This is a genomic window from Aeromonas sp. MdU4 (assembly GCF_041929505.1).
Classification (GTDB): domain Bacteria; phylum Pseudomonadota; class Gammaproteobacteria; order Enterobacterales; family Aeromonadaceae; genus Aeromonas.
Genome location: NZ_JBHFMW010000008.1, coordinates 19,456 through 45,304 on the forward strand (window position 1 = coordinate 19,456; position 25,849 = coordinate 45,304).

General features: G+C 47.9%; 32 protein-coding genes. 22 read left to right on the plus strand and 10 right to left on the minus strand.

All coding sequences use genetic code 11. The features are described from left to right. Positions 1 to 335: 335 nt before the first annotated feature. Entirely contained in the window at positions 336 to 950 is a 615-nt protein-coding gene (locus ACE1BR_RS05200; RefSeq protein ID WP_374868198.1) for a helix-turn-helix domain-containing protein, read from the minus strand. Between the two features lie 132 nt (positions 951 to 1,082). Between ACE1BR_RS05200 and ACE1BR_RS05205 the strand changes: the two genes are divergently transcribed. From ACE1BR_RS05205 to ACE1BR_RS05215, 3 genes are all read left to right on the plus strand, one after another. Further along, the gene (locus tag ACE1BR_RS05205) at positions 1,083 to 1,298 is read left to right on the plus strand and encodes a Cro/CI family transcriptional regulator (RefSeq protein ID WP_374868200.1); all 216 of its coding nucleotides are present in this window, start codon (positions 1,083 to 1,085) and stop codon (positions 1,296 to 1,298) included. Positions 1,299 to 2,099: 801 nt separating this feature from the next. Beyond that, positions 2,100 to 2,861 (plus strand): helix-turn-helix domain-containing protein, encoded by a 762-nt coding sequence (locus tag ACE1BR_RS05210; protein ID WP_374868202.1) that lies wholly within the window; start codon positions 2,100 to 2,102, stop codon positions 2,859 to 2,861. Next, complete coding sequence (locus ACE1BR_RS05215; protein ID WP_374868204.1) at positions 2,839 to 3,345, plus strand: hypothetical protein; 507 nt, start codon at positions 2,839 to 2,841, stop codon at positions 3,343 to 3,345. Before ACE1BR_RS05210 ends, ACE1BR_RS05215 begins: the two co-directional genes overlap by 23 nt. 483 nt (positions 3,346 to 3,828) lie before the next feature. On the opposite strand, the gene ACE1BR_RS05220 is transcribed toward ACE1BR_RS05215, so the two are convergent. The 5 genes from ACE1BR_RS05220 to ACE1BR_RS05240 all read right to left on the minus strand — a co-directional run bounded on the left by ACE1BR_RS05220 (position 3,829) and on the right by ACE1BR_RS05240 (position 7,359). Beyond that, complete coding sequence (locus ACE1BR_RS05220; protein WP_374868206.1) at positions 3,829 to 4,710, minus strand: hypothetical protein; 882 nt, start codon at positions 4,708 to 4,710, stop codon at positions 3,829 to 3,831. A 169-nt stretch (positions 4,711 to 4,879) separates the two neighbouring features. Next, positions 4,880 to 5,470 carry a hypothetical protein gene (locus ACE1BR_RS05225; protein WP_374868208.1) on the minus strand — a complete coding sequence of 197 codons (591 nt, stop codon included), beginning with the start codon at positions 5,468 to 5,470 and terminating at the stop codon, positions 4,880 to 4,882. Then, entirely contained in the window at positions 5,455 to 6,345 is an 891-nt protein-coding gene (locus tag ACE1BR_RS05230; protein ID WP_374868210.1) for a DUF4747 family protein, read from the minus strand. Before ACE1BR_RS05230 ends, ACE1BR_RS05225 begins: the two co-directional genes overlap by 16 nt. Before the next feature lie 63 nt (positions 6,346 to 6,408). Then, the gene (locus ACE1BR_RS05235; protein WP_374868212.1) at positions 6,409 to 6,957 is read right to left on the minus strand and encodes a hypothetical protein; all 549 of its coding nucleotides are present in this window, start codon (positions 6,955 to 6,957) and stop codon (positions 6,409 to 6,411) included. A gap of 138 nt (positions 6,958 to 7,095) precedes the next feature. Then, a complete protein-coding gene (locus tag ACE1BR_RS05240; RefSeq protein ID WP_374868214.1) occupies positions 7,096 to 7,359 on the minus strand; it encodes a hypothetical protein in 264 nt (87 codons plus the stop codon). A gap of 463 nt (positions 7,360 to 7,822) precedes the next feature. On the opposite strand from ACE1BR_RS05240, the gene ACE1BR_RS05245 reads away from it, so the two are divergent. From ACE1BR_RS05245 to ACE1BR_RS05260, 4 genes are all read left to right on the plus strand, one after another. Continuing rightward, a complete protein-coding gene (locus tag ACE1BR_RS05245; protein WP_374868216.1) occupies positions 7,823 to 8,113 on the plus strand; it encodes a hypothetical protein in 291 nt (96 codons plus the stop codon). A gap of 75 nt (positions 8,114 to 8,188) precedes the next feature. Beyond that, positions 8,189 to 8,404, plus strand: a complete 216-nt coding sequence (locus ACE1BR_RS05250; RefSeq protein ID WP_374868218.1) for a hypothetical protein — start codon at positions 8,189 to 8,191, stop codon at positions 8,402 to 8,404. A 312-nt stretch (positions 8,405 to 8,716) separates the two neighbouring features. After that, a complete protein-coding gene (locus ACE1BR_RS05255) occupies positions 8,717 to 10,795 on the plus strand; it encodes a methyl-accepting chemotaxis protein (RefSeq protein WP_374868220.1) in 2,079 nt (692 codons plus the stop codon). 483 nt (positions 10,796 to 11,278) lie between these two features. Beyond that, on the plus strand, positions 11,279 to 11,467 hold the full coding sequence (locus ACE1BR_RS05260; RefSeq protein WP_374868222.1) for a hypothetical protein: 189 nt from the start codon (positions 11,279 to 11,281) through the stop codon (positions 11,465 to 11,467). A gap of 141 nt (positions 11,468 to 11,608) precedes the next feature. Here ACE1BR_RS05260 and ACE1BR_RS05265 read toward each other — a convergent pair whose 3' ends face one another. The 3 genes from ACE1BR_RS05265 to ACE1BR_RS05275 all read right to left on the minus strand — a co-directional run bounded on the left by ACE1BR_RS05265 (position 11,609) and on the right by ACE1BR_RS05275 (position 15,563). Continuing rightward, positions 11,609 to 13,234: an MCR-3-related phosphoethanolamine--lipid A transferase gene (locus ACE1BR_RS05265; RefSeq protein WP_374868224.1), complete on the minus strand. Its 1,626-nt coding sequence runs from the start codon at positions 13,232 to 13,234 to the stop codon at positions 11,609 to 11,611. Positions 13,235 to 13,300: 66 nt separating this feature from the next. Continuing rightward, entirely contained in the window at positions 13,301 to 14,923 is a 1,623-nt protein-coding gene (gene mcr-3, locus ACE1BR_RS05270; RefSeq protein ID WP_374868226.1) for an MCR-3 family phosphoethanolamine--lipid A transferase, read from the minus strand. A 205-nt stretch (positions 14,924 to 15,128) separates the two neighbouring features. Then, complete coding sequence (locus ACE1BR_RS05275) at positions 15,129 to 15,563, minus strand: EamA family transporter (RefSeq protein WP_374868228.1); 435 nt, start codon at positions 15,561 to 15,563, stop codon at positions 15,129 to 15,131. Between the two features lie 134 nt (positions 15,564 to 15,697). Between ACE1BR_RS05275 and ACE1BR_RS05280 the strand changes: the two genes are divergently transcribed. The 8 genes from ACE1BR_RS05280 (at position 15,698) to ACE1BR_RS05315 (ending at position 21,139) form a co-directional block, all read left to right on the plus strand. Further along, on the plus strand, positions 15,698 to 16,483 hold the full coding sequence (locus ACE1BR_RS05280; protein WP_374868230.1) for a hypothetical protein: 786 nt from the start codon (positions 15,698 to 15,700) through the stop codon (positions 16,481 to 16,483). A 139-nt stretch (positions 16,484 to 16,622) separates the two neighbouring features. Then, positions 16,623 to 17,399 carry a hypothetical protein gene (locus ACE1BR_RS05285; RefSeq protein WP_374868232.1) on the plus strand — a complete coding sequence of 259 codons (777 nt, stop codon included), beginning with the start codon at positions 16,623 to 16,625 and terminating at the stop codon, positions 17,397 to 17,399. Between the two features lie 477 nt (positions 17,400 to 17,876). After that, positions 17,877 to 18,410: a phosphatase PAP2 family protein gene (locus ACE1BR_RS05290; RefSeq protein WP_374868234.1), complete on the plus strand. Its 534-nt coding sequence runs from the start codon at positions 17,877 to 17,879 to the stop codon at positions 18,408 to 18,410. A gap of 438 nt (positions 18,411 to 18,848) precedes the next feature. Further along, entirely contained in the window at positions 18,849 to 19,289 is a 441-nt protein-coding gene (locus ACE1BR_RS05295) for a recombination protein NinB (RefSeq protein WP_374868236.1), read from the plus strand. Beyond that, positions 19,286 to 19,603: a Ref family recombination enhancement nuclease gene (locus ACE1BR_RS05300; protein WP_374868238.1), complete on the plus strand. Its 318-nt coding sequence runs from the start codon at positions 19,286 to 19,288 to the stop codon at positions 19,601 to 19,603. Before ACE1BR_RS05295 ends, ACE1BR_RS05300 begins: the two co-directional genes overlap by 4 nt. Next, a complete protein-coding gene (locus ACE1BR_RS05305; protein WP_374868240.1) occupies positions 19,600 to 20,055 on the plus strand; it encodes a hypothetical protein in 456 nt (151 codons plus the stop codon). The genes ACE1BR_RS05300 and ACE1BR_RS05305 overlap by 4 nt, the downstream gene beginning before the upstream one ends. Further along, positions 20,030 to 20,428 (plus strand): Rha family transcriptional regulator, encoded by a 399-nt coding sequence (locus ACE1BR_RS05310; RefSeq protein ID WP_374868242.1) that lies wholly within the window; start codon positions 20,030 to 20,032, stop codon positions 20,426 to 20,428. The genes ACE1BR_RS05305 and ACE1BR_RS05310 overlap by 26 nt, the downstream gene beginning before the upstream one ends. 12 nt (positions 20,429 to 20,440) lie before the next feature. Further along, positions 20,441 to 21,139, plus strand: a complete 699-nt coding sequence (locus tag ACE1BR_RS05315) for a TIGR02642 family protein (protein ID WP_374868244.1) — start codon at positions 20,441 to 20,443, stop codon at positions 21,137 to 21,139. Positions 21,140 to 21,207: 68 nt separating this feature from the next. On the opposite strand, the gene ACE1BR_RS05320 is transcribed toward ACE1BR_RS05315, so the two are convergent. Next, positions 21,208 to 21,762: a cytochrome b/b6 domain-containing protein gene (locus tag ACE1BR_RS05320; RefSeq protein WP_374868246.1), complete on the minus strand. Its 555-nt coding sequence runs from the start codon at positions 21,760 to 21,762 to the stop codon at positions 21,208 to 21,210. 270 nt (positions 21,763 to 22,032) lie between these two features. Between ACE1BR_RS05320 and ACE1BR_RS05325 the strand changes: the two genes are divergently transcribed. The 7 genes from ACE1BR_RS05325 (at position 22,033) to ACE1BR_RS05355 (ending at position 25,833) form a co-directional block, all read left to right on the plus strand. Then, on the plus strand, positions 22,033 to 22,437 hold the full coding sequence (locus ACE1BR_RS05325; protein WP_374868248.1) for an H-NS family nucleoid-associated regulatory protein: 405 nt from the start codon (positions 22,033 to 22,035) through the stop codon (positions 22,435 to 22,437). Between the two features lie 136 nt (positions 22,438 to 22,573). After that, the gene (locus ACE1BR_RS05330; RefSeq protein WP_374868250.1) at positions 22,574 to 22,783 is read left to right on the plus strand and encodes a hypothetical protein; all 210 of its coding nucleotides are present in this window, start codon (positions 22,574 to 22,576) and stop codon (positions 22,781 to 22,783) included. Then, entirely contained in the window at positions 22,783 to 23,274 is a 492-nt protein-coding gene (locus ACE1BR_RS05335; RefSeq protein WP_374868252.1) for a lysozyme, read from the plus strand. Before ACE1BR_RS05330 ends, ACE1BR_RS05335 begins: the two co-directional genes overlap by 1 nt. A 77-nt stretch (positions 23,275 to 23,351) precedes the next feature. After that, positions 23,352 to 23,816, plus strand: coding sequence for a DUF2514 domain-containing protein (locus ACE1BR_RS05340; RefSeq protein ID WP_374868405.1), 465 nt, complete (start codon positions 23,352 to 23,354; stop codon positions 23,814 to 23,816). After that, entirely contained in the window at positions 23,813 to 24,052 is a 240-nt protein-coding gene (locus ACE1BR_RS05345) for a hypothetical protein (RefSeq protein ID WP_374868413.1), read from the plus strand. The genes ACE1BR_RS05340 and ACE1BR_RS05345 overlap by 4 nt, the downstream gene beginning before the upstream one ends. Beyond that, the gene (locus tag ACE1BR_RS05350; RefSeq protein ID WP_374868254.1) at positions 24,053 to 24,946 is read left to right on the plus strand and encodes a terminase; all 894 of its coding nucleotides are present in this window, start codon (positions 24,053 to 24,055) and stop codon (positions 24,944 to 24,946) included. Between the two features lie 80 nt (positions 24,947 to 25,026). Next, positions 25,027 to 25,833 carry a hypothetical protein gene (locus ACE1BR_RS05355; protein ID WP_374868256.1) on the plus strand — a complete coding sequence of 269 codons (807 nt, stop codon included), beginning with the start codon at positions 25,027 to 25,029 and terminating at the stop codon, positions 25,831 to 25,833. Positions 25,834 to 25,849: the final 16 nt, after the last annotated feature.

Below are 25,849 nucleotides of genomic sequence, written 5' to 3' on the forward strand. Positions count from 1 at the left end.
TCCTGTTGCTGGGGTTGGTCCCCTGGCAGCCTGACTAGGGGTGGTACCCTGGTCCTTCGAAGCCCGCCTTGTGCGGGCTTTGTCGTTCTTACGCGCTGGTCAGGCGCATGCCCTGGTGAAAGGGCGGGTCCTGTTGCTGGTGGCCGATGATTCATGGCCTTGTCGGAGTAGTCTGATTGTTTTACCGAACAAGATGGAGGTTAATATTGGCGAACTGAATAGTCAACATTATTTGTTCGTTATTGTGAATGTCTTTTCTATGGACGTATCTTTGAAAGATTTCAGGTACAAAAAAGCCCGCATTGTGCGGGCTAATGGTGGAGGGTGAAGGGTTACTACTCCTTCATGTCTCTACGTAGTTCGATCATTCGGCCATAAACAAGCGCATCCTTGAGAGGGATTACACCAAGCCTGGGATCATCGGTTACCAATGTAATGCCTGATAGTCCATCTAGGGCTTTGAGCAGGCGCTCCTGCTTGTTGCTATCGAGTCTTACCAGCACGATATCGTTGTGGCGAGGGACTCGATCTGCAAGGTCAATGATACAGATATCACCATTTTTGATGCCAGACCCCATAAGGTTATCGTCATTGGCGATCACGCCAATAAGATGCCCTTCTGCGTCACTAAAAATGCTGCGTCCGCTCTCTAACGTTGAAAGGGCATCCGTCGGGTGCTTGCCAAGCTCAGACATCTCCCATACCGGCACCTCACCGAGATTGGTAGCAGAGACATAGGTTCCACTTTCTTTTCCAGTGTAAAGCCAAAGAGGATCACAACCTAAGGCCTTCGCGATAGATAGCAGGCTGCTTACTCGCAGGTCTTTGAGCGGATCAGATAAGAGAACAGATATGGCTGCCTTACTTACCCCAGACTTGCGTACCAGATCAGCCTGTATGAAGCCGCGTTCATTCATCATGTATTCCAGCCGATCTCGAAAAGAGGTCATCTTGATTCTGTTCTCATAATAAAACACTCCATCATTTTGTCTTATCTGAAGATCATTATGGTGATCATTGATATGTTCATAGTAAGGAACTAAGATGGCCTTTGTACTGTAACCACAGCAAGGACCCGACCAATGAAGAAACGAGAAGTGATCAAGCACTTCGGCAACATGGCCCGCGCCATGAAGGCGATCGGTATCTCCCGTAGCCTTGCCGTCAAGTGGGGTGATGTGATCCCGGCCCAGCATGCTGTCAGCTTTGTTATCGCCAGTAATGGTGAGTTGCGTCTGGGGCTGGAGGACTATCCCTTGAGCAAAGAGCTGCAATTGCCAACTCAACAAGCCGCCTGACCACCGGCTTTTATGATCACACCAAAAGGACCTGACCAATGGGACGACCAGCCCTACCAGATCACGCAAAAATGGACTCCATTTCTCCACTACGACTACGCGGCAACCCAGCGCAACGCTGTGTGTGGCAAGAAGTCGGGGCAGAATTTGGCATGACTGAGACCGCCTTCGCGCGCACCTCTTTACTGTTCCTGCTTAATTCCATATCACAGCATGAGCCCGAGATATTGGCGAGGGCCGTCAAACGGGCCAATCGAAGCCTAATCGAACAGGGATTCCCACCCGTGACTGCCGAGGAGATCTTGAACGGTGCGGGATTGCCAGAGCGGGGCCTGCTCACGTTTACCTACATTGATGGGGAATGTTATGAGGTGGAGCGCCCCAAGAAGCCGCTTCAAAAGCTCATTGATCTGTGTAATTCCATCCTTCGGAGATAACAACATGCCCAGTCTTACCCGACCACCACGCCCGGCATTAGAACACGTCAGCGATCGCGACAACATCGTGTTGAAAGCGGTTATGCATGAGTTGGCATTAGCGATTGATGAACCTTTGATCTCAACGGCCCAGGCTGCAGGCACTGACCGGCAGGCATTGCGCCTAGCGCACGAGCTCCAGGCCCGAGCGGCCGAGCGTGAAGAGGAACAACCTAGCGCATAACCAATCTGCTCGGCTTACCACCGGGCAACAAGACACACAGGATCCGACTATGACCAAATTGACTTTGGCCCGTGGGGAGCGCCCCATGCTGCATGATCTCGATCATTACCCGTTTTATGGCTGTGAGCAGGAGGTGGCGCTATGAGCATGCTACTGATGGTCAAGGCCATGAGTATTAAGGTGGGGAATCCGCTACGTAAGCTCGTGCTGATAAAATTGGCGGACAATGCCAGCGATACTGGCGAATGCTGGCCTTCATACCAACACATTGCAGATCAATGCGAAATATCCCGACGCTCAGTGATCAATCACATCGATGCAATGTGTGAGGCGGATCTTTTGACAAAGGAGTCCCGAGTTGGTCCCCAAGGAAAGAGATCCAATGTTTATGTGCTCACGTTGGATGGTGCAGGAGCTTCACATCCAGAGGTGCAGGAGATTCACCAGGGTAGTGCAGGAGCTGCACTAGGGGGTGGTGCAGGAGATGCACATAGAATCAGTAACTCTTTAGAACCAGTCATTGATCCAAAGATCCCCCCTGTATCCCCCCAAGGGGAAATTCGCCCTGAAAGCGAAACCACTCGGCGAGGTACCCGCTTGCCGAACAACTGGGGACTACCGGCAGAGTGGGGGAGGTGGGCGATGCAAGAGACAGGGCTGCCCAAGGAACGGGTCTTGATGGAGGCGGCAACGTTCGCAGATTACTGGCAAGCCTTGCCTGGCGCCAAAGCGGTGAAGCTGGACTGGGAGAAGACTTGGCGCAACTGGATACGCCGAGCGGCCAGCTCGTTCCACACTGCGGCGCAGCGCAAGCCCTTAGCCAACTTACAGGCTGCCCAGCAAGCCGCACAGGCGCTTCGAGAGTCGGGGAGGGGAGGTTATGACGACGACACGCCCCTCTAACGTGACAGCCCTGCCAGCAATGCAGGAACAGCCATTGGTGAGCGACAGCATGGCGGCGTTTATGGCCGAGGAGCTGTTGCCGATGATGGCCGGTAGTTGGCCAGCAAGCGCGAACCAGTTGGATGCCAATGCCCGCGGTGTGGCGCTGGCCTGGGGTGGCGTGCTGCGCGGGTTCACTCCAGCCCAAATCCGGGAGGTGGTGCTGGACATGGCTGCTGACGTAGATCGCCAGTTTGCACCTCGCCCTGCAGAGGTGCGTGCAGAGATACTTCGTCGTTTGCCTCCCGCAGTACGGACAAAACCACGTCAGCTTGTGTTCTCCATCGCCGCGTGCCGGATGGAGGCGACAGTTACCGTACTGCAGCGTGACGGCGAGGTTACTAGCGATGTCGTGAAGGTTGAGATGGAGCGGATCCTCACCGACCGTCGCCAGCGTGGTTACACCATCACTGGGGGGATTCAGGCACGTTCAACCAAGATGTGATTGCCGCAGTGAAGGTCGCGAAATTCTGCCGGGTGGTGGTCTACCCGGCCGTTCGGGGCTGGTGTGGGGAGAGAGTGCAGCTGGAGGTGGCAGATGAGCTTTCGGCGTTGGGGCACACGGATTGCCTGTGCGGGGCAGGGCACTGGCTGGTGATCGATATGGCGCCTGAGCGAGTGGTGGTGGAGATAGAACGGTTGATATGCGCGCCAGTGAATGTGTTGAGAGGTGAATGAAGGATAGATTTTTTCCTTACCTTGGTCTGGTGGTGCTGCTGGTATGGTTGTGCAAGAGAGAACGGTAGTGGGTACTGTCAGTTAAGTAAGGGGGTTATTTCTGACATCGAGCCAAAAGAAGTAGCCAGGCGGCATCACCTGGCTGAATTGGAAAAACTAGAAAGTTATTCTCAGAGGCGGGGATGGGAAGGTTGATTTCTTTGAGCAAGCAAACCTATGTGAGGTAATAAATTGATCTGTACATGCAGGACTATTCATCGAAATCATCATCTTCATAGGCTATTAAACGGCCAGACTGGATTTCATATTTATGTTTATATATATCCATATCGAGTTGCTTTGAAAGCTCTTTTTCAAAGAACCTGTTTGTATGGATAGTAAAAATTTCCTTCCTTACCTCAAAGCCGTCATCATAATAGTGTTCGTGTACCATTGAAGATAGGATAGGATATGCATTATTTAGCAATCTTGATAGCTGTTGGTAAGGAATATCAGGAGTGTGTTCTTTGGTTGTTATTAATGTCAATAAGGCATTGTCAATTCTTTTATCCGTTAGATATTCATTCACAATGTTTTTTATTTCAGATTGAAGCGAATTACGTAGGTGTGCTGTAATATGTGGATGGAGTTCATATATCCCCTCATTCTCGTTTATTCTAGTACAAAATCGAATAAAATTGCACTCAATTAATGATGCGATGGGAATGTTTGAATCATGTTCATCCCAAAGAGGTTGTGGTTCATCTAATAATTTCCAGAGTGCCTCTTTGGTGGTGTAGGAATAGTGTTTGTATGTCTGAAGAAAAATTTCTAAAGTTTCTCTATACAAAGATTCTTGCTCAAGAAGAAGTTTCTTTTTATCTCTAGAGTTTAAATATTTTTTCCATGTTGCATTGTATGTCATATCTATGGCGTAATTAAGAATTTTTCCTGTAATTGAACCTATTCCTATAGCAGCAAAAAGAATTGCCAATGCTTTGTGTTCATTGGGGACGCCGATGCTTTCAATATAGTTGGAAGTGTATTTCCAAAGAGTAACTAAAGATAAGGAAATAGATAGAAACTTTATTGCCCCTTTAGTTGATGTTATAGAAGTTATTAACTTAAGAACTGCCTCTGTTGTGTCGCTCATGATATATGTGCTTTACAAGGTAATATGGGGTGGGGTTATGGTTTCAAGCCTTAATTGGTGGTACGTTTCCCTGTTTAGGACTTGAGCTTTGTGAATGAAAGGAAATATGTATTCCGTATAAAATAGAATCTTTAAAATCTTTCTAAGAAAAAAATAAAAACGAAATTATTTAAATTGAGGTGATAAAGTTAGTCTTTATTTTTTTCTCAAGATGTATTTTTGTCTGCATATCGTCATACCAAGATGAAACTCTAAATAATGCCATTACAGCTGCAAATGCAGTTAAAAGAGCATAGATGAATATAAAATAACTAACACAGTATAACAAAAAATCAAAATAAAACAAAAAATCCCCGAGTAGATTATAGCTGACGCTCTGTGTAGATATTTTAATATCATAGGCTTTTGATATTATCGCCAATACTATAGATAGTAATTGAAGAAGAATAAAGTGTGCAAATGTTGCATTTACCTCCATAAAAGGTGACACGGAGTCCTCGTCATCTTTCCCGGCGATAATAGACTTGAAGTCATTGTCTCCAACCGACATCCACATGGCAAATCCACCAAGAGAAAAACCCAAGACGCTTGGCATTACAGATAATACCGTCTCCCACCAACCAGGTTTTATCCAATGCGGGAAAAGGATAATAGTAAGAATAATGGATACCCTAAAATATGGACTATTAAAAATAGCCCTAAATCCTCCATACGAATTCCAATATTTTAAAAAAATATTATTGTCTATGTTCTCATCCATGCTGAAATTTCCTTTTTGAGACTAAATGCCATCTCTCTCAGTATTTCGAAGGGTAAGACCGAGTTCGGATTGTAATACTCAGTTCTTCTCATCGGATGGTCTTTAGTTGAATGAGTTTCTTTCATGCCTTCGTGATTATAACGCTTGAGTTCAACAATGCCATTTTTGGCTGCAACTTTAGCTTCCAGCTTAAGCTCATCATCCAAATGAAGCTCACCACCATCTATTGCTTTTAAAGTTCTGTCCTCTTGAGCTGCATTCCATCTCTTTAATCTGTCATGAACTTTTCTTTCGGTTGTTTTCAGGTCATCAGGATTTGGACGTTTAGTCGTAAGGGTCAAGCTTGTTATGTTTCCAAGTGCAAGCATATCATCAATGATGTTAGCATCAGGAATGTGAGTTACGAACACTGGACCAAATTTTTTGGTCATGCTTTCATGATTTAATATTTTTTCGAAAAATGTTTCTGCTAATGTTGGAGACAAAACCTTGCCATCATAGAATCCTTCGTAGATTAGAATGTGATCTTCTGGGAAAAAAATAAATGAAAATCGCGAAAGGTTAGGCTTCAAATTTTCAGGTATGTAAATATCTGCCATGTCATCTTCTGTTGCAACACTTTTGCTTTTGACATTGAACCATTCACCCTCTATATCTATGTCGGTGAACTTTAATATTTCGCCTGCTATTGGCCCTTTATCACCCTGGTTATTATCTAATTTGTGTATTAATCCGATCCGACCAAATTGATCACCACGTAATCTGGCATTTGACTCTAGTCTTCTTGCTGCTCTAAAAAGTTTTAAATAATTTTCTGGGGAATGTGGGTGCGTTGTAATATTGATAGCGCCAAACTCAATCTTTTTTCTAGCCATGATATCTCCAAGTAGTTATATTTGTGGTAATTAAATTTCAATCGAATTTGTTTTTTTGGGGGGTTAATCAGAGTTTGAAATCATGGTTGATATTCTAACTGCCAGTGAAATATATCTTTTTGCATCACTTTGATTTATGTAGAAATCAGAAAGGTGGGCAGCTTTGTTTCTTAGTTCACGTAGTGATGATACAACCTCTAGGCTATCATTAGGAAGTTTTCCCTCACGTATAAGCCACTCTACAAAAAGCAATGAGTTTATTCTTGGGATATCCGCACCTTGAATAAAACCTGACTTTCCTGCTGCATCCTCGATTAATAGCCAAGATTCTAATATCGCTGCTCTTGGAGAGATATAAGAGATTTTTTGTAGTTCTTCTATTTTTTGTTTTAACTCTGTACTTATATGTGATGTATTTAGCTCAGCAGTTATTGCAGTTACCTTAACTTCAGCATTAGTTAATTCTTTGTTGAATGTTGCCTCTATGTCTTTGTATTTAAGTTGAGTAACTCGTGCAGTTAACTCTCTAATGTCAGCTCGAAAAATGTAAGCAAGCCATATGGTAGTTGCTGGCCACGATATTTCAGATATTAGGTGGATTAGTTCTTTCATTTTATAGTTTTTCAAAAAAAATGCCGATGTATCTTGTCGTTATTTTTCAATGGCGTTGAATGAGAGTGTAAACGAGATTTTACATAAAATGAACAACCTGAATGTATAGGGGAATATATTTATTCACTTCGTTCGTAATTATCTCTCCAATCCAATATTATCTCCAACAACATCAAACGTGTTCTTCAATGCCATAGCATGCGTTTCACCTCGACCGTGAATGCTGCAGGCCTGGCACTCACAGAGGTAGAGCGTGTCGCTGATTTTGTAGGTATTCAGCTCAGGAAGGCTGCACTGAGGACATTCTTCGGTTAGAAGAAAGGATTTGGCCTTGGTATCTAACCAAGTCTTCATGATGGCGGCGTTGATTTCTGAGCGAGCCTTGTTGGTTGTCGCTCTCAACCGGTCATCTTGATTCCGTACTTCCTGGGCCAGGCGGGGGTTGAACTCTCCGTTTACTCAGATTCCCGGATTCTGTTCAGGAAAATCCTCAAAATAATCTGACCACTCACCAATTGGGTTTCTCCTTGTCAGTAATGAACATCAAGTCCATGTGATGTTTTTTAGAGGGGAAGGGCGATAAATGCATTAGCTACCGCCCCTAGGTTACAGTCCCCAGATTGCTGCTTTTAACCGGTGATATGGCGGTTGAGAACGTCGCCATTGGTAGGCCCTGCGTGAGACATAGGAACCGGTTGAGGAGCATACCAATCGGCACTCATAAAGTTGAATGATTTCTCCGCTAACTTTGTGATATCGGACTTGTTTTTGACATAAATCACTAATTAATCAATAAGCTGTAAGTTATCAATTACGGATGTGATAAAAGCCTGGGTCTTCAACAGTGAGCTGCGGGGAGAGTGGGTTGAAGCGTTTGATGTTGCTGGTTCTGCTGAGTGTCTGTTTCTCGGCCAGCGCCAAAGATGAGGCCGCAAAGGTTGCCATCTCAGATGAGCAGGTGAAGCAACAGATCATCCAGGAGTCCATCGACAGCTATCCCGGGAACTGCCCATGCCCCTACAACCATGCCAGGAATGGGAGCCGCTGCGGCAAGCGCAGTGCGTGGAGCCGGGCAGGGGGCTATGCGCCGGTCTGCTACAAGGAAGAGATAACGGACGATATGGTCAGTGATTGGCGTGGTAGGGCAGACAATTAGGAAAGAGCGAAAAACTGCTATATAACATAAAGGTATTCTATTGGAGCTTTAGTAGAGAGCCTCTGGGGGACAAGGATGTCAACAGACGAACTCTTTGAAGCTGCCGCTGCCTGGGCGCTGCAACAAGGCCGGTTCATCACCAGCCTGCAGTTGTGTGACCAGTTTAATCTCTCACTAGCTGTAGCAGGTCGGCTCATCCGCAAGTTAATAACTCATCCCCGGGTTACTGCTGAGTTCAAGCGTAAGAAGCGCGTCGTCAATGATGGGACTGGCCTTAGCCATATCACTTAGTCGCCCACTGTTTGAGCTGTTAGACACGACAGGCGTCATCACCCCCACTTTCATAAAGAACGTTGCCGAGCATTGGTGGAGCTACCCCACAGCATCGGCGCGTGATCAAATGGAAGCCTTGTTTGCAAATTGCATTGCATTTGTCGGCTTGATCTAGATCAAAGTTAATGGATTTATCATTTTGGCAACAGCATGGCAGATACAAGCTACTTTTCGCTGGCACAGTTTATGCTCTTTTTGAAATAACCACTTGGCAGCGTGCCTTGCTGGTGATGGCTATTCCATCCGGCAACTAGTCTATGAGGTGACCCCATGGCTACAGCACAAGTATTCTCATACAACAACACCCTCGAACAGAATGAGGCTAGCATTGCCTCGCACAAACCGGTGAGAGGAAGCTCCGTCAAGTGGATGATGATCAAGGGGGGCGTGCTAGTTGCAGTACCACTGCTGGTAGCTTCTGTTGTCTCCATATGGAGTAACCAAACTCAGTTGCGCGCCCAGGAGAAGGTTGAATTACTGGATAGCGCACAATCGACCTTCCAGGCAACCCGTTACGATTTGGTGCAGATCCAGCAGTTTCTGACCGACGCATCGGTGACAGGTGATACCGAGGAGGGGATCGCCGATGCTGCAACTTTCCGTGATGATGCGTTGAAAAATTTGGATGCGCTAGCCCGTATTCTACCGGACCTTACCGACGAGATCCTTCCTATACGGGAAGTTGCAAAGCTGTTGCAGGAGAAAGGGATCGTCATGGTAAACGCCTATGTCCATGAGGGGCGGGAGGCGGGAAACGCCATCATGACCAGTTCGGATGGTTTTGATGCCATGGTCGAGAATGCAGCAGGGAAGCTTGAAAATATCTCTCATGCACTCGACAGCCGTATTGCCAGTGCTACATCCAGTCGGAACGAGGCCAAGGCCCTTTCACTCTGGATAAGCCTCGGCGCTGGATTGGTCTCGCTGCTCTTTGTAGCTATGGCCTACCTGATCCAATATCGCCATCTGATGCGCACCCTAGGTGGTGAGCCTGACTATGCTGCTCGGGTTGCTTCCGAAATTGCCACTGGCAACCTGACCGTCAGGATCGAGACCCGCTTTGGTAGCAACAGCGTGTTGGGCACCATGCGGATGATGGCTGAGCAGCTAAGCGGCCATATGCGCCAGATTGACCTGCGTACCCGTCAGCTTGCTCAATCCTCTTACCAGATTTCCGACATTTCAAAAACCATCACAGATGCGGCCCAGACGGAGCAACATCACTCTAGAGAGGTAAACCGTGCCAGCAACGACCTCTCCAGCGCAGCTGAAGCGGTAGCGGGTCTGGCCGACCAGGTGGGGCAGCAAGCGGAACTTGCTTACCGGAGCGCTAATCGCAGCACTCAGGTGATGAGTGAAAATATCGAGGAGATGCGCCATGCCGTGACCGAAGCGCAGCAGGCTGAGCAGAAAACGCGCCAGCTGAGCGAGGCGAGCCAGAAGATCCAGGTTATCACCCAATCTATTAGTGCCATCACCGAACAGACCAACCTGCTGGCGCTTAATGCTGCTATTGAAGCTGCCCGTGCCGGTGAACATGGTCGCGGCTTTGCGGTGGTTGCTGATGAGGTGCGCAAGCTGGCCACCCATGCTGGACAGGCGACCAAAGAGATTAACTGTATTGTCACCACCCTAAGCCAGCTTATCGGCGAGAATGAGGCCTCGGTGAAGAGCGTGATTGCCCGCACCCACCTCACTATGGACAAAGCCCATGAGGCGAGCCAGTCCATCAACGGCCTGATGGGCGAGATTGAGCGCAGTGTTGGGGCAGCTGGACAGATCCGGTCTACCAGCGACGCACAGATGCACAAGCTCGCCTCCCTTAATGCCCATTTGCACGACCTGTTGCACACCCTCTCCGAGAACACTGAGAAGGTACAGACCACCGGGATCATCAGCCGCACTCTCTATGAAGAGTCTGGCCAACTGCGCGACATCATGGAGCAGTTCCGCTTTGAAACGAGCAACAGTGCCGATCGTGCCGAACACGAGATGCGTGGTGCTCCCCGCATGTATCAGCACATGATGGTGAAAGTACAGGCAGGTGGTAGTTTCCATGAATCGATCACTGAGGACTTCAGCATCACCGGTCTGCGTTTGCGTACCGTGCAGTCCCTCGATTTGCCCAAAAAGTCGCAGGTTGAGATCAAAATCTACACCCCTAAACCCTCCATCGACCTATATCGTAATCAGACTCCGCTGGCAGTGATTGCCAAGGTTATGTGGTCGAAGCAGGAGGAGGAAGGGGAGGTATATGGTCTTGAGTTCATCAACGTCACATCAGCGATCCGCAGCAATCTGGAAGCCTGCTTCAAGCACTATGCACTGGAGGCAACCTTTAACCGTTGAGGGTCGGTACACGCGGTGGTTGTCTGTGTGACGGCGATGGCATGTATTGAGAAGTGGTCATAAATGAAAAAGGGGAGCGAGGCTCCCCTTGTTATACTTTCGGTAAGCGAGCTTGTTTAACCGAGAAATAGCAGTGAAATAACCGTGATGGTTTGCTGACTGAATCGCCCAGGTACCCAAACTACGCAAGGCCAGCAATCATCCTCGCAAACCAAAAGTTGTGGTACTACCCAGCCCTAAAGATGAGGTAGTCGTTGAGAAGCTGAGTGTCCCTGAGATAGTTATTACTTGGTTCTGAATTGACTCAACTGGCTGTGATGGCGTTACGCTAAATAACATTTTTTGATGATGGGATTTTTCTTTCAAGGCTCGTACATTTGGATACATTTCGTCACAAACTACTCACGGAAGGGTTTTAATCACTGTCATAGGATGAAGTCATGGAGAACAGCTCCATTACCACATCAAATAAGGAAATTGACCATGAAAAAAATCATCCCCCTGGCAGTAGCTGCTGTATTCGCCCTGACCTCTGGTTTCACCATGGCAGCTACCCCAGCCAAGGCTGCCGCGCCGCAAGCAACTCAAACTAAAGTAGTGAAAAAGCAGCATCATAAAACCAAGCACCATGCCAAAGCTCCGGCGGTAAAACCTGCACCAGCAACCAAATAACATCGAACTCCTTCAGGGTCACCAAGACAGCAAGCAAGCGCGATGAGATAGTTTGGTGGTAGTGAAGTTAGTGGAGAGTAATAAAAGGGAGGCTGATGCCTCCCTTTCGTTTATTAAAGTACCGGATTGTTCCTGAGATAGTTATTGCTTGGTTCTACATTGACTGAACAGGTCTCGCTCTTGATCGTAGACCGTTGTGTTGACATTCCAGATCCCCAGAACGGATGAGAACAAATTATCGTGCGAGTAACGGATGGTGGCTGCATTTTTCTGCAAACATTCCATATTCATACCTTTTTCTTTAATGAAACCAGGTGACATCCAGACCTGCATAGGAACACGGGTCTGATCATCCGGTGCAAACTTGTACGGTGTACCGTGCAGGTAAAGCCCTAATGCTCCCAGTGATTCACCGTGATCGGAGACGTAGAGCAATGCGGTGTTGTACTTATCTTCGTAGGTTTTCAACTTGGCAATCATCTCTGCAATCACGAAATCGGTGTAGCGGATGGTGTTGTCATAGGTGTTGGTGAGCTCTTCATCTGTGCAGTTTTCAATATCACTGCGTGGACAGTCAGGGGTGAACTGACGATGAGCATCAGGGTAGCGTTTGTAGTAGGTTGGGCCATGGCTACCTATCAGGTGGAAGCCAACCAGCTTATCCCCTTTCATTTGAGCAATTTCACTATCGAGGTCTTGAAGGACAACCTCGTCATAGCATGTGTTTTTATCGCAGAACTTTGGGTAATCCTTCGGCTTGATCTCGATGTTAGGAACTCGGTCGCAGACGCCTTTGCAGCCGCCATCGTTCTCCTTCCAAAAAATGGAGATCCCCGTTTTTTGCAACACATCTAGCAGGCCCTCGCTATTGCGAGCGCGATTATCATCAAACTCCTTTCTCCCCATATTGGAGAACATGCAGGGGACGGATACAGCGGTTGCTGTCCCACAGGAACGGACATCGTTAAAGGAGATCACACCACCAGACTTACTTGTGAATGGGTTGGTATCTTTCTCATAGCCATTCATTGAAAAGTTCTTACCACGAGCAGTCTCACCAACAACCAGGAACATCAATGTTGGTTTGTCCTTTTTCGTAACCCGTGTGGCATCATCACCTAAAGTAACAAAAGGGATGGGCTCTGCCATATAGCGTCTATACAGGTACTTACTGGTGCTATACATGAAGTTAGCTGGAACGATTTCACGATTTAGAGTCTGATTGTTACGACCAATTGATGCGTAATCTTGGTAGTACAAGGCAGCAATTATCCCAACTATTACCAAAGAGAAAAACATAGATAACAATCGCTGGGCGATACCTTTATACCAGGTAGATGCATACTCAATTTTCACAAAAAATATCAATGCTGCGGGTAACAAACCGGTCAAAAGAACCCACATTATTATTGGGGCGTTAACGTATGCAAAAGCTTCGCTTTGGTTTGTTTCAAATATATTCTGGATCATATCACCATCAAACAACACACGATATTTCATCATGGTATAACTAGCGATAGAACCTGTAACAAACAGGAATGCAAAGAACGGCTTCATCAGAAAGCGGATCGAGAATGGCATGAAGACGAAGTTTAATGCAGCAACAAGTAAGAATGGGATTGAAACTACAAACCCTATTTTGAAATGCTCGATGTTAGACAATATGTCATAGAAATGGAGCAGAACGGGCCAGTTCAGCAAAAATGCGAAGACCAAAGCCAATAGCAGTACAAATTGAACAACTTTTATCCTGACAGCTGAAAACATAATAATTACCTATTAAACGTCTAATGCTATAAAAACTATTTCATTAAAGTATCAACGATTCACAACTCAATTATTCCGACATTGCTTAAAGATATCTAATTCTTGTTCGTAGATAGCCGTCTTCACATCCCATATTCCCAGGACAGAAGAAAATATGTTGTCATGAGAATAGCGATTGGATGCGGCATTTTTCTGCAAACATTCCATATTCATGCCTTTTTCTTTAATGAAACCAGGTGACATCCAGACCTGCATAGGTACGCGGGTCTGATCATCCGGTGCAAACTTGTACGGTGTACCGTGCAGGTAAAGCCCCATAGCTCCCAGTGATTCACCGTGATCTGATACGTAGAGAAGTACCGTGTTGTACTTGTCTTCATGGGTTTTCAATTTGGCAATCATCTGTGCAATGACATAATCGGTGTAACGGATCGTGTTGTCATAGGTGTTCACCAACTCTTCAGTAGTACAGTTCTCGATGTCGCTGCGTGGGCAATCGGGCAGGAAGTGGCGATGCTCGTCAGGGTAGCGTTTGTAGTAGGTTGGACCATGGCTGCCAATCAGGTGGAAACCAACCAGCTTGTCGCCTTTCATTTGGGCTATTTCATCATCCAGATTTTGCAGTACCACCTCGTCATGGCAGGTGGTTTTATCGCAGAACTGCGGGAATTCTTTGGGTTTTATCTCGATATTGGGTACCCGATCGCACACACCCTTGCAGCCGCCATCATTCTCCTTCCAGAAGATAGAGACACTGGTTTTTTGCAGCACATCCAGCAGCCCTTCGCTGTTGCGAGCCAGGTTGCTGTCAAACTCCTTACGCCCCATGTTGGAGAACATGCAAGGAACTGAAACCGCAGTGGCAGTGCCGCAGGAGCGCACGTCGTTAAAGGAGATGACGCCACCGGCCTTGCTGGTAAAGGGATTGGTCTCTTTCTCATAACCGTTCATGGAGAAGTTTTTTCCGCGGGCAGTTTCACCAACGACCAGGAACATCAACGTGGGCTTACTTTTATTAGTATCCCGTTTTGCATCATCACCTAAAGTAGTAAATGGGATTGGTTCTGCAAGATAACGATTATAAACATATTTAACGGTACTATTAACAAAATTGGCCGGAACAATTTCACGCTGGAGGTTTGAATTGTTGCGCCCCACTGAAACATAATCTTGATAGTATAGTGCTGCAATAACCGCAATCACTATAAGGGATGCAAACATCGATAGGACGCGAGTTAGAATCCCTTTAAACCATTTTTCCTCATATTCAATTTCAACAAAGAAAATTAAAATGGCAGGGATAAAGCCAGCAATAGTGACCCATCCTATAATTGGCAAGCTTAAATATGCTAATGCCTCATTTTGATTGGTTTCAAAAATATTCTGAATCATGTTTTGATCAAACAAGACTCTATACTTCATCATTGTGTAACTAACGATTGCACTAAGTGCGATAAAAAGTGCAAAAAAAGGCTTTACTAAATACCGTATCGAAAATGGAACAAATACAAAGTTAAGCGCTGCAACAAGCAATATTGGTAATGAAATGGCGAAACCAAACTTAAAATCTTCTAATTTGTAAAGGATTTCGTAAAAATGGAGGACTCCACGCCAGTTCAGCATAAATGCAAAATACAGTGCCAAAAAAAATATGAGCGGCACAATTTTTATTTTTATAAGGGAAGGCATACTTACTCCATTAATAGCCCAACAGTCACTTTCTAACGAGACATCTTGTCTTTATGTTGAAAATGAATGGTAACAAAGTTGTACGTGAGCTTAATTGGCAATTTGTCATTTACTGATAGAAATGCGATCCTGATCACAAATCTCTTATCCGAAATGATACACAGCCAAAATTAAGGAAGTCTTAAGATGCTCTTCGTTCAGCTTTCTATCGCTTGAAAGCCAATAGCAAGACACCTCCAGCGATCATGCCAATGCCCAACCATTCTCTGACCGATGGCCGTTCACCAAGGAAAGTGAAAGCAAAAATAGCAACTAGGACAAGGCTAAGCTTGTCTACTGGGGCGACCTTAACAGCCTCACCAATCTTTAGTGCTCGAAAGTAACAGACCCAAGAAGCGCCTGTTGCTAAACCTGACAGAGCAAGGAAAATCCAAGTCTTTGGTGTTAGACCAAAAGGATTGGCCCACTTCCCTGTGTAAGCAATAAATGCTGATAAAACAACGATTATCACCCCTGTACGGATCAAAGTTGCAAGGTCAGAATCAACACCCTCAACCCCTACCTTCGCAAAAATTGCAGTCAGAGCAGCAAAAATTGCAGACAAGAAAGCCCAGTAGAACCACCCAGTTTGTGAGTCCATTTGACACTCCACGATTCGCTACGCATCAATGTTAAATTTTTTCGCATGGCGCCATCTAGCTTAAGTGTTTCTTAATAAATCCCTGACACTCTTTCATAGACGGCGATTCGTCTAACCAAAGGATAGGGTGAACTATGCATAACAATACCAGTAGTGCAGTAAGCAAAGTGCCCGAACTCACGTTGGCATTTTGGGTGATTAAAATTCTTGCAACGACACTGGGTGAAACTGGTGGCGATGCGGTTTCCATGTCTATGGATCTGGGCTATCTGGTGAGTACGGGCATCTTTGCTGTCATTTTCTTTGTGGCTGTCAGTGCCCAGATATCAGCCAAGACCTATAACCCGACGCTGTACTGGGCCACCATCATTGCAACCACGACGGTTGGCACAACACTGGCTGACTTCGCTGACCGCTCTTTGGGGATTGGTTATGCTGGCGGTTCGACCATACTGGTCCTCTTGTTGCTCGGTTCATTCGCGGTGTGGTATCGAGCCCAAGGAGAGATATCATCTAGCGTGATTTCTTCACCCAGGACGGAAATGTTCTACTGGATCACCATCATGTTTTCTCAAACCCTCGGTACTGCTCTTGGTGACTGGACTGCAGATGATGCTGGGTTCGGTTATGCCGGTAGCTCAGTGGTGTTCGGAGGCATCTTGCTGGCCATCGTCGCGACTTATTTGTTGACCAACATCTCTCGTACTTTTTTATTTTGGGCAGCCTTCATCATTACTCGTCCTCTCGGGGCGGTTGTGGGGGACTTTCTGGATAAGCCCATCAGCAAGGGGGGGCTGGAGTTGAGCCGTTATTCAGCTTCACTGGCGTTGCTAGTCGCGATAGCTGCCCTTGTCTACATATCAACCTTGAAGAGCAAGCGAAATGACCCCGTGGAGTTAGATCTTGATTCTGAGGGTTAATTGAACAAACCTTAGCTCTGGAGCAAGTCACACATACAGTGGCTTGCTCCTTTTATGTGAAGGAAAAATATAGCGGTGCAAGCAGAACATCGGAAACCGGTAATTCTCATCATGAGTTTAAAATCTACAAGGATTCATCATGAATAATCATTCATCATCGATATCGGCCTTATTGAATAAGGTTCCAGAGGTCACCCTGATCTTCTGGTTAATAAAAATGATGTCGACTACTGTCGGTGAGACCGCTGCTGATTTTTTGATCTTTAACATGCATCTGGGATTGACGGTGACTTCCATATTGATGGGAATTATTCTAATAGCAGCCCTTTTGGTGCAAGTTTTGTCGATTCACTATGTCCCTTGGAAGTATTGGTCAGCGGTTGTACTGGTGAGCATATTTGGGACGTTGGTGACTGACAATCTTACCGATCAGGTCGGGGTGCCTTTGGCAGCATCGACAGCTGTATTTACAGTCATGTTGCTGGTTACGTTCTGGATCTGGTATGCACAGGAAAAAACACTCTCTATTCAGTCTATCGATAGTCGTAAGAGGGAACTCTTTTACTGGGCAGCAATTCTGGTGACCTTCGCACTGGGCACTGCAGCTGGGGACTGGGTATCTGAGGGGATGGATATCGGTTATCTGAATGCTATGCTGCTGTTCGGCGCATTGATCGTGGCCACTGCGATTGCGCATTACAGGTTCAAGCTGAACACGGTTCTGACGTTCTGGATTGTCTATGTGCTTACAAGACCGCTCGGCGCCTCTGTGGGTGACTTACTATCGCAGCCAGAGAAGCATGGGGGGTTGGGATTTGGGGTAACTAATACCAGTTTGGTCTTCTTCGCTTGCATCATAACGCTGGTCATTTATCAATCTAAAACAATTAGAATGGTGTCAGTGAGTGGTGGATAAGGCACGTGTAGATAAATTTACTTTGTAAAAATTAATACAAAATACAACGAAATGTAGGGGAGGTGAGTCTCCCTCAACACTGTCTTTATATAAATGGTGGGCAATAAATGACCAAATTAGATTGGCTGATCCGGTTTAGGCGGGCGAAGACTCATGAAACGTTAGATTTTATGTTGGATGCAATGTTGAACAAATTGGCGTCTGTTGCTGAAAAAGGAGAGGCTATTCGGGGGCACGAACTTCGACAGAATGAAATCGATCTTGGCCAACACTGTCGTAGAGTGGTTTGATGTGGTGAATTTTTGTTCGATAGGCGGATATTTAATATTTAAGGGTGTCAAATAACCAATTGTAAACCAATCTCGATTGGAGCTTTGGCTCTAAACATGCGTCATTTCATAATAACCACAAAATATTGTTGCCATAACCACTCTTAACAGTATTGTTACTTGTGGAAATAATAAAAATGGATTTTATATGAAAAAATACCTCCTATGTGCAGCGGTCGTTTGTGGAATTAGTAACCAAGTTCAAGCCTCCAGTGCTTTTGAAACCTACGGTGATATCGGGCAATTTGCGATCCCGGCGATCGCTGCAGGTATCTCCTGGTATCAGGGCGACTATGATGGATTGAAAGAGTTTGGTTACTCAATCCTTTCAACTACGGCTACTGTTGAAGTTTTGAAGCATACAGTCGATGCTACTCGCCCGAATGGCGGCGATATGAGCTTCCCCTCTGGACACACAGCATGGGCGTTCAGTGGCGCCAGCTATCTGCAAATGCGGTATGGCTGGAGCTACGGTTTACCTGCCTATGTTGCAGCCGGTGCTGTGGGTTGGTCTCGGGTTGACTCTGATAACCATTACTGGCGTGATGTAATTGCTGGCGCCGCCATCGCAACAGGGTTCAGCTATCTGTTTACGTCCCCGAAGAACGGCACGCAATTAGCATTCTACCCGACGATAATGGATGGGGATGCAAGAGGTATTGCTGTCAGCTTTACGTATTAATGCGTTCTGAATCGGTTGCGGTGATCGCAGCCTTTTAAATTAGTTATCCGTTTTCAATAAAAGCCTCAGATTGTAGTCAATCTGGGGCTTTTGTGTTTTTCGAAATTACATAATCTCGTTTGTTTTTCCCCTATGTACAGTCCCATATTCAAGAGGACTGTAGATAGCCAGCTCATATGAACGAATGCTGCTGCGTGACATTGCTCAAAGTTTGGTCGTAACATGGTCTTGCCGGAACTAGACCACCCGGCTGTTTATGACCAAAAGGACCCGGACCATGACCAGATATACCCGAGATCTATCTGCTGCACGCCCACGTGGCAGTGCCAGCGTATCCAGCAGCCTGCACAATTTTAACTTGGCTGATTCGATTGAAGTATTCCCATTCAACCCTGAGCGAGTCGAGCAGTTCCTGGTGCCGCTTGGGGAGGGTTTGGCTTGAGCTCATATCCCAAGTATTTCCTACGCAGCCCCGATATCCGATCCCGCGCTAGCCAGTTGGTTGCTGGCCTGCCGGTTGACCAGGACAAGCCGCTGGTACTCGAAATCAAGGAGATGACCCGCAGCCTGGCTCAAAACTCCATGTTGTGGGCATGTCTTACCGATATCGCCGAGCAGGTGAACTGGCACGGCCGAATACTTGCCAAGGAGGATTGGAAGCACGTCCTAAGCGCAGCCCTGTACCAGCAAGACGTGGTGCCAAATATCGACGGTACCGGCTTCGTGGTGCTCGGAAAGTCCACCTCCCGAATGACCGTGCCCGAGATGCGCGATCTCATCGAGTTGGCCCAGGCCTTCGGTGCTCAGCAAGGCGTGAAGTTCGGAGATGAATCTCGCCGCGGCTTCGACTGGGTTGCTGCCTACGGGCGGGCAGCATGAGCAAGACCAAGGCTGATAAGCAGTGGCTTGATGACGTTGCATCCTTGGGTTGTGTGGTTTGTAGAAACTTAGGGTTCGGAAGCTCGCCGAGTGAAATCCATCACGTTCGCTCCGGATCAGGTATGGCGCAGCGCGCCGAGCATACCAGAGTGCTGCCACTGTGCTCTCGGCATCACCGTGCCTGTTACCCCACCGGCTTCCACGCCGCCCCCAAGAGCTGGCAGGCAGAGCATGGCAGTGAGGAGACCCTGCTTATCCAGGTGGCCAGAGAGATCACTGAGCTGCGCAAGAACACCATCGGGAGGGCTGCATGATCCATCTATCTTCCCTGGAGGCTGTGCGCTTGCTCGGGGGGAACCCCAAGGTCAAGAACGTTGCCAACCAGGTGCGTAAGTCCCAGCAAGTAGCCACTCTGCACGATAGGGTGCTGGCCCAGCTGGTCGGCTTCCCTGACCCGGTGACAGAGCTGCTGTTTCACCCCAAGCGCAAGTGGCGGTTCGACTATGCCTGGGAAGAGCAGATGATCGCTCTCGAGATCCACGGCGGGATCCACTCCGGTGGCCGACACACACGGGGTAGGGGATTCGTAGAGGACCGCGCCAAGATGAACGAGACCGCCCTGCTCGGGTGGACTGTACTGGAGGTTACCCCTGAACACATCAAGTCCAGCCAGCTGCGAGCCTGGCTGCTGAAAGCGTTTGGCCAAACGACTAGACCAATCACCAACCAAGGACCTGACCATGACCAACTTGACCACCGTAACTAACTCTTCTCTGACCATGAGTAGCATCGAGATTGCTGAGCTTGTGGGAAAGCGCCATGACAATGTCATGCGCGACATCCGGGCTATGTCACTTGAGCTCCACGGCGCTGGGTGTGACCTCAGATTTGAGGAGACCCACCAGAACAAACAAAATGGCCAGTGGGAGTTGAGGAGCCTGATGAAGGGTGGCAACCGTCACAATTTGCCTTTCCAGCAGTATCTCGAGCAGGGTTACTTCGAGGTCATCGAGAAACCCTACGATGCACATAGCGAAACACGCCTCGCTTTTTCACCCACGATCACTGGCAAAGGGCAGCAATGGTTGGCTCATAAGCTGATCGCAACCGGTCATTTGAGCGTTGGCTTCGGATCCTGAGGAGGACTGCATATGAGCAAAGCATTGGAAATGGCACTGCGCCTGTTTTCACCGAAAGGGGCGCTCCATGAGCCCACCTCTAGTAACTTCAACGCTCTGGGATGTGACGACTTGATCGGTGCCTTGCAGATGGCGGCTAAGGATAATCCCTTGGGCCTGCAGTATCTGATGGCCGATCACTTGGTAGACAAGCAAGCCATAGTTGAGCTGCAGGCATACTTCAGCACAACACTGGGGGACGCGGAGGTCGGCGCTATGGCGCTGGTGATCCTGTTACGTAGGCCACTGCCAGAGCAGCTGGAACGCCTGGTGCTGTCCCACCCGTACTATGACAGGGAACGTCGCCGAGCTGCCGTGGTAATGGAGAAGGCTAAGCGGGCGCACCGTGCCGGTAATGACCATGAATACCAGCGCCTGCTGGCTGAGCGGAATGCCATCCTCAATGCCGCTCATGGTCGCTGTGTTGATGAGATGCTCCAAACTGGGCGTTGCCCACACTGTGCCGGAATCGGCAGGCGGTTACGAATCGGTGGGGAATGTCCCAAATGTCATGGAACTGGGCGTATTACACCTGACATTGCTTTGGTTTCCCGTCGATTCGGTATTGAAACTCAGAGGTCAGTTGAGAAGATAGTAGATGAGGTGATCTGCCAAGCATCAGACCTGGCCCGAACAATGGAGCAGCAGGTGCGGGAGATGAGGGCCGCGTGAAGAAGGGGCCCTAAAAGGGCCACCTTCATATAAAAACAACATCTGTACCAATGATGTCTGACTGCAAGTTATTCTAAGTCTTTGACGACCGTCGTGTTCGAGATTCTTTTTTTACCGGTTATCATTCCCCGAATTAGGTCACCTTTTGTACGATAGTCAATTACAAGAACAGCCAAGACATGAACAAAAATGGCTGCCTGAAGAGTTTGAGCAAAAATGCCATGAATGCCTTCCATTACATCATCACCAAAAAGCTCTTCAAAGTTAGTCAAGATTCCGGTTACTGCTGTTCCGACAAGGCATGCCAACAAAAACATAACCATTAATGAACCGACAGGATTATGACCTGCGTAGTATGGATGTTTGCCATTCAGTGTGTTGTGTATGTAGTCGTAAACATCATTTGGTGTAGGGATAAATTGAAAAAATTTCGCATAATGAGAGCCGTAAAACCCCCATATAATACGAATAACAAGCAATCCTGCTAATGTGTAGCCTACGTAGCGATGATTCCGCTTACCCTCTTCAAGGATAAACAAATTGAGTACACATAACGTTACTGTTAACCAATGAAAGAGTCTGACAATAACGTCCCATACAAAAATCTCATGTTTCTTTTCCACTTAGTCCTCCTTGACCAGAAATAACATCATTTTCAGTGTGTTAATACGACCAGTATACATGACGAGCCGGATTTTTCCATTGTCATTGATAATGGCTGTAACGAGTAGGGGTTTATATCGGAATTGACTCACAACAAAGAAATGTAAGATACTAGCCGAAGCTAAAGGAATGCTTGATATCATTGTAATAATATAAATGCATGATAAGAGGGTTACCCATCTCTTGCCGGGTGTGGTAATGCCATTTATGAATTTTAAAATAGAGTCACCATGAACGAATTCATCAAAGTTTTACTGAACCAACGTAGCCTGCGCGCTGCACTGCGTGACCTGAGCTTCGAACAACTGGCTGAGGCTAAAGAAAAGTTCGATGCAATGTTCCAAGAACGTGAAGAGTCCGCTCTGAAAGAGATGGCTGAGCAAGAAGAGCGCAAAGCTAAATTGGCTGAATTCCAAGCTATGCTGCAGCAAGCTGGAATCGACCCGAGTGAACTGCTGGGCTCTGGGGAAAGCAAAGGCTCCAAAGAATCAGCAGCCAAACGTGCCCCTCGTCCTGCCAAGTACAAATATACCGAAGAGGGTGTAGAGAAAACTTGGACTGGCCAGGGCCGTATGCCCAAGGCAATTGCAAAAGCTGTAGCAGATGGGGCTTCTCTCGAGAGCTTTGCTATCTGACAACAAATATCAGGTGTTGATGTGAGCAGTGCTCAGCGTTAGTATCTTCTGAAGATGGCCAGAGTCCCCGTGACCCTGGCCTTTTTCATTTCTGGCCCGCCTCGTGCGGGCTTTGTCGTTTCTGGGGGGAGGGTACATGGCCAAAGAGGAAGGGTTCGCGACTGCTGCCGCTGCTGCTGGGGTAGCAAAGACGGCGCCGCCTGTTCTTGTGTCCGGCATGACACTGGCAGGGTACTCGCTCAATGATTGGGTGCTGGCTGCTACGTTGATGTGGATTGCCGTCCAGATGGGATGGTTCTTGTGGCAAAACATCATTCGACCCCGGTGTCGGCTGGATGGTGAGTGATGAGCAAGGTCCGCATCGCAATCGCAGCACTCACACTGAGTGCCGCTGGCTTTGTGGGGATCCTGGAGCGGGAGGGATTCGAGCCAAAGGCTTACCCCGACCCGGTACACGGCATCAAACTCCCCACTATTGGGTTTGGCAGTACCGAAGGGGTCAAGATGGGGGACACCATCACGCCCGTCGCGGCGGTGAACCGGAGCCTGCGGGAGGTGCGAGCGTTCGAAAACGCCCTCAAGGCCTGTATCAATGTTCCCCTTCATCAGTATGAGTATGACGCCTATGTCAAGCTCTCCCACAACATCGGCTCCGGGGCGTTCTGCCGTTCTACTATCGTAACGCGCCTGAACATTGGCGATTACCCGGGAGCCTGTGAGGCAATCCTGCTGTTCAAGAGATCTGGAAAGCAGGATTGCTCGGCGCCGGGGAACCGAGTCTGCGCTGGATTGTGGAAAGACCGGCTACGCCTCAATGCCAAGTGCAAGGGGGAGTGATGGACCTGTTCCCGCAAAGCAGAGCGCTGTCGTTTCTGGCTGGCGCATTGCTGATTGCTGCGTTGGTTGGTGGGGGAATGGCGCTTTACCAGTCAGGTCATTCCAAAGGGGTAGAGGGGGAGCGTAAGACCTGGCAGGCAAAGTGGGATGAAGAGGCCGTTCGCCTAGCTACCGCCCGGACCCAGGCAGAGCAGGATGCCCGTGCAGAAGAGCAACGCCGGCAGGCTGAAATTGATGAGGTGAGAGATCATGCACAAGAAGAAATCGCCCAAGCACAAGCTGATGCCACTGCTGCTGGCATTGAGTCTGGCCGGTTGCACGAGCAAGCCCGCCGTCTGGCAGCCCGAGCAAGTCAGTGCGCCAGCAATCCCGGTACTGCCCAAGGAAGCCCGCCAGCCACAGAGCCTGCCATGGTGCTCGCCGACCTGCTCAGCAGGGCTGATGAAAGAGCGGGTGAGCTGGCAGCAGCGTATGACCGAGCTCGAGTATCAGGACTAGCCTGTGAACGAGCCTACGATGCTATCCAGCAGCCTGGACCATGAGACCCCGCCACATCAAGGCGGGGTTTGTCTTTCTGGAAAGGGGGGAGACGATGCGTATGAACGGGAGTGGTGAAATGGTAAACGGTATTGATGTGACAGGAGTCATTGCCAGCGTCGAGCGTTACGACGGAGGCTCGGCTTTGGTTGTTCTTTCCTCCGGTGTTTGCGTTGTGGTTGCGGCGACTCATGAGCCGGTACCGGGGGACACCATCGTTGAAGGCGAGCTGTCTCTCTAAATGGCAAAGACCGATTGGAGCAGCGTGGCAGCTCAGTATCAAAGCGCCTATGCCAAGACTGGCATCAGCCCAAAGGCATGGTGCGAGCAGCATGGACTGAATTACCAGTCTGCCAGGCGCTACATCAAGGCCAGTGATGCGCTGGCTGACGAGAAAATTGCGCAGCCCAGTGTGCGCAGTGCGCAAAATCGTGCGCAATTATCCAAGGGTAACGTGCGCAATTTGGATAAAACTGCGCAAGCCATGCGCAATGAGAACAAAGCCAAAGAGGGAGAGGGAAAAGGGAAAAGAGGACGAGAGGGAAAGTCAGCTTCATCCACACAGACCTCGGCTGGCTCAGGCCAGAACCCGGACAACAACGGCCGAGACCAGAAGGGGCGCTTCGTTGAGGGCAACGCAGGCAACCCCAATCCGCCAGCGAACATCAAGCCCGGCATGCAGTTGACCAAGACCCATGGTGGTTATGCCACGTTCCTAGATGCTGATGAGTTGTTCGACCAGGCTGAAGCACTGCAACTTCGGGATGAGCTGTTATTCACCCGGGCTCGCGTGCTCTCGGTCACCAAAACCTTGAAGGCTCTGCAGCATGACCTGGCCGAAGCGCAGGAGTTGACTGACCGCATTGCGCTCTATGACAAGATCTTGCGTGCTGAGCAGGCTCTCGACCGCAATATCCAGCGCATTGAGTCGCTCGAGCGTACCCTGAGTGCCCTGCGCATCGATGAGGTGAGTGGGCCGAAGATTGAGGCTGAGACCAAGCGCATCAACGCCGCGACCCGCAAGCTGACTGCTGAGGCTGACCTGCTTGAGAAGGATGGTGGTGCTGATATGACGCCAGTCGCAGAGGTCATCCAGTCCCTCCAAAATAGTGCTCAGTCTGGTTTGATGAGTTAGTGCGAAATGTGATCAGTATCTCCAAGAAGAGACCATTTCATAACTAGATTTCTCAGTGTATGGAACACGGGAGAAAGGACATGAAAGTCAAAACATATATATCATTTATGGCTATGGCATTATCAATTTCTGGTTGTAGCTTGGTGGATAAGGCAACTGAAGGGTATGCAATCGATCCATTGAAGCCAGCAGGTTCAGGATTTTTGGATAGTGCAATGGCATTATGTGATACCTCGGCAACGCCCCCTGTAGTAAATGAATTTGAGGGGAAAAATCATTCCTCTGCGCTATGTAATACCAAAGAAAAGAGGAATGCTGCAATATCAAGCCTTATGATTGCATCGGAAGAGCAATGTCTAGTTCATCGTCGTCATATATATGGTAATGAGGCTGTTGCCAATGGAACGCTCGGCACATTCACTAATATATTCGCAGGTGCGGCAGCAGTGGTTACCCCTGAGACGACGAAGTCTATTTTGGCAGCGTTGGCATTATTCACCAACTCTGAACGTTCTTTAATGAATGAGACTGTTTATAAACAAATGTTGGTCACTGCTGTAGATAAAAAGATCGTGGAACAACGTCAGGCTAAAGCCGAGAAGATTTTGGGGGAAATGAATGACCCAGTAGATAAATATACTTTTGAACAAGCCACGTTTGATGTTATGGATTTTCATTCATCGTGCTCATTTATGGAGGGGTTGAGACTAGCCCTTGAAGAGGGGACGAATGGTGCAGAATACAAACGCATAGCTGAGCAGCGCAGTTTACGAGTGGATATAGAACAGGTTAATCAGGATATTAAGTCAAACTCGAGTGACACAGAGTATGTTGATAAGCTAAAGGTTAGAAGGGATACATTAATGGATAAGCTAAACAAAATATAACTATATAAATACACAA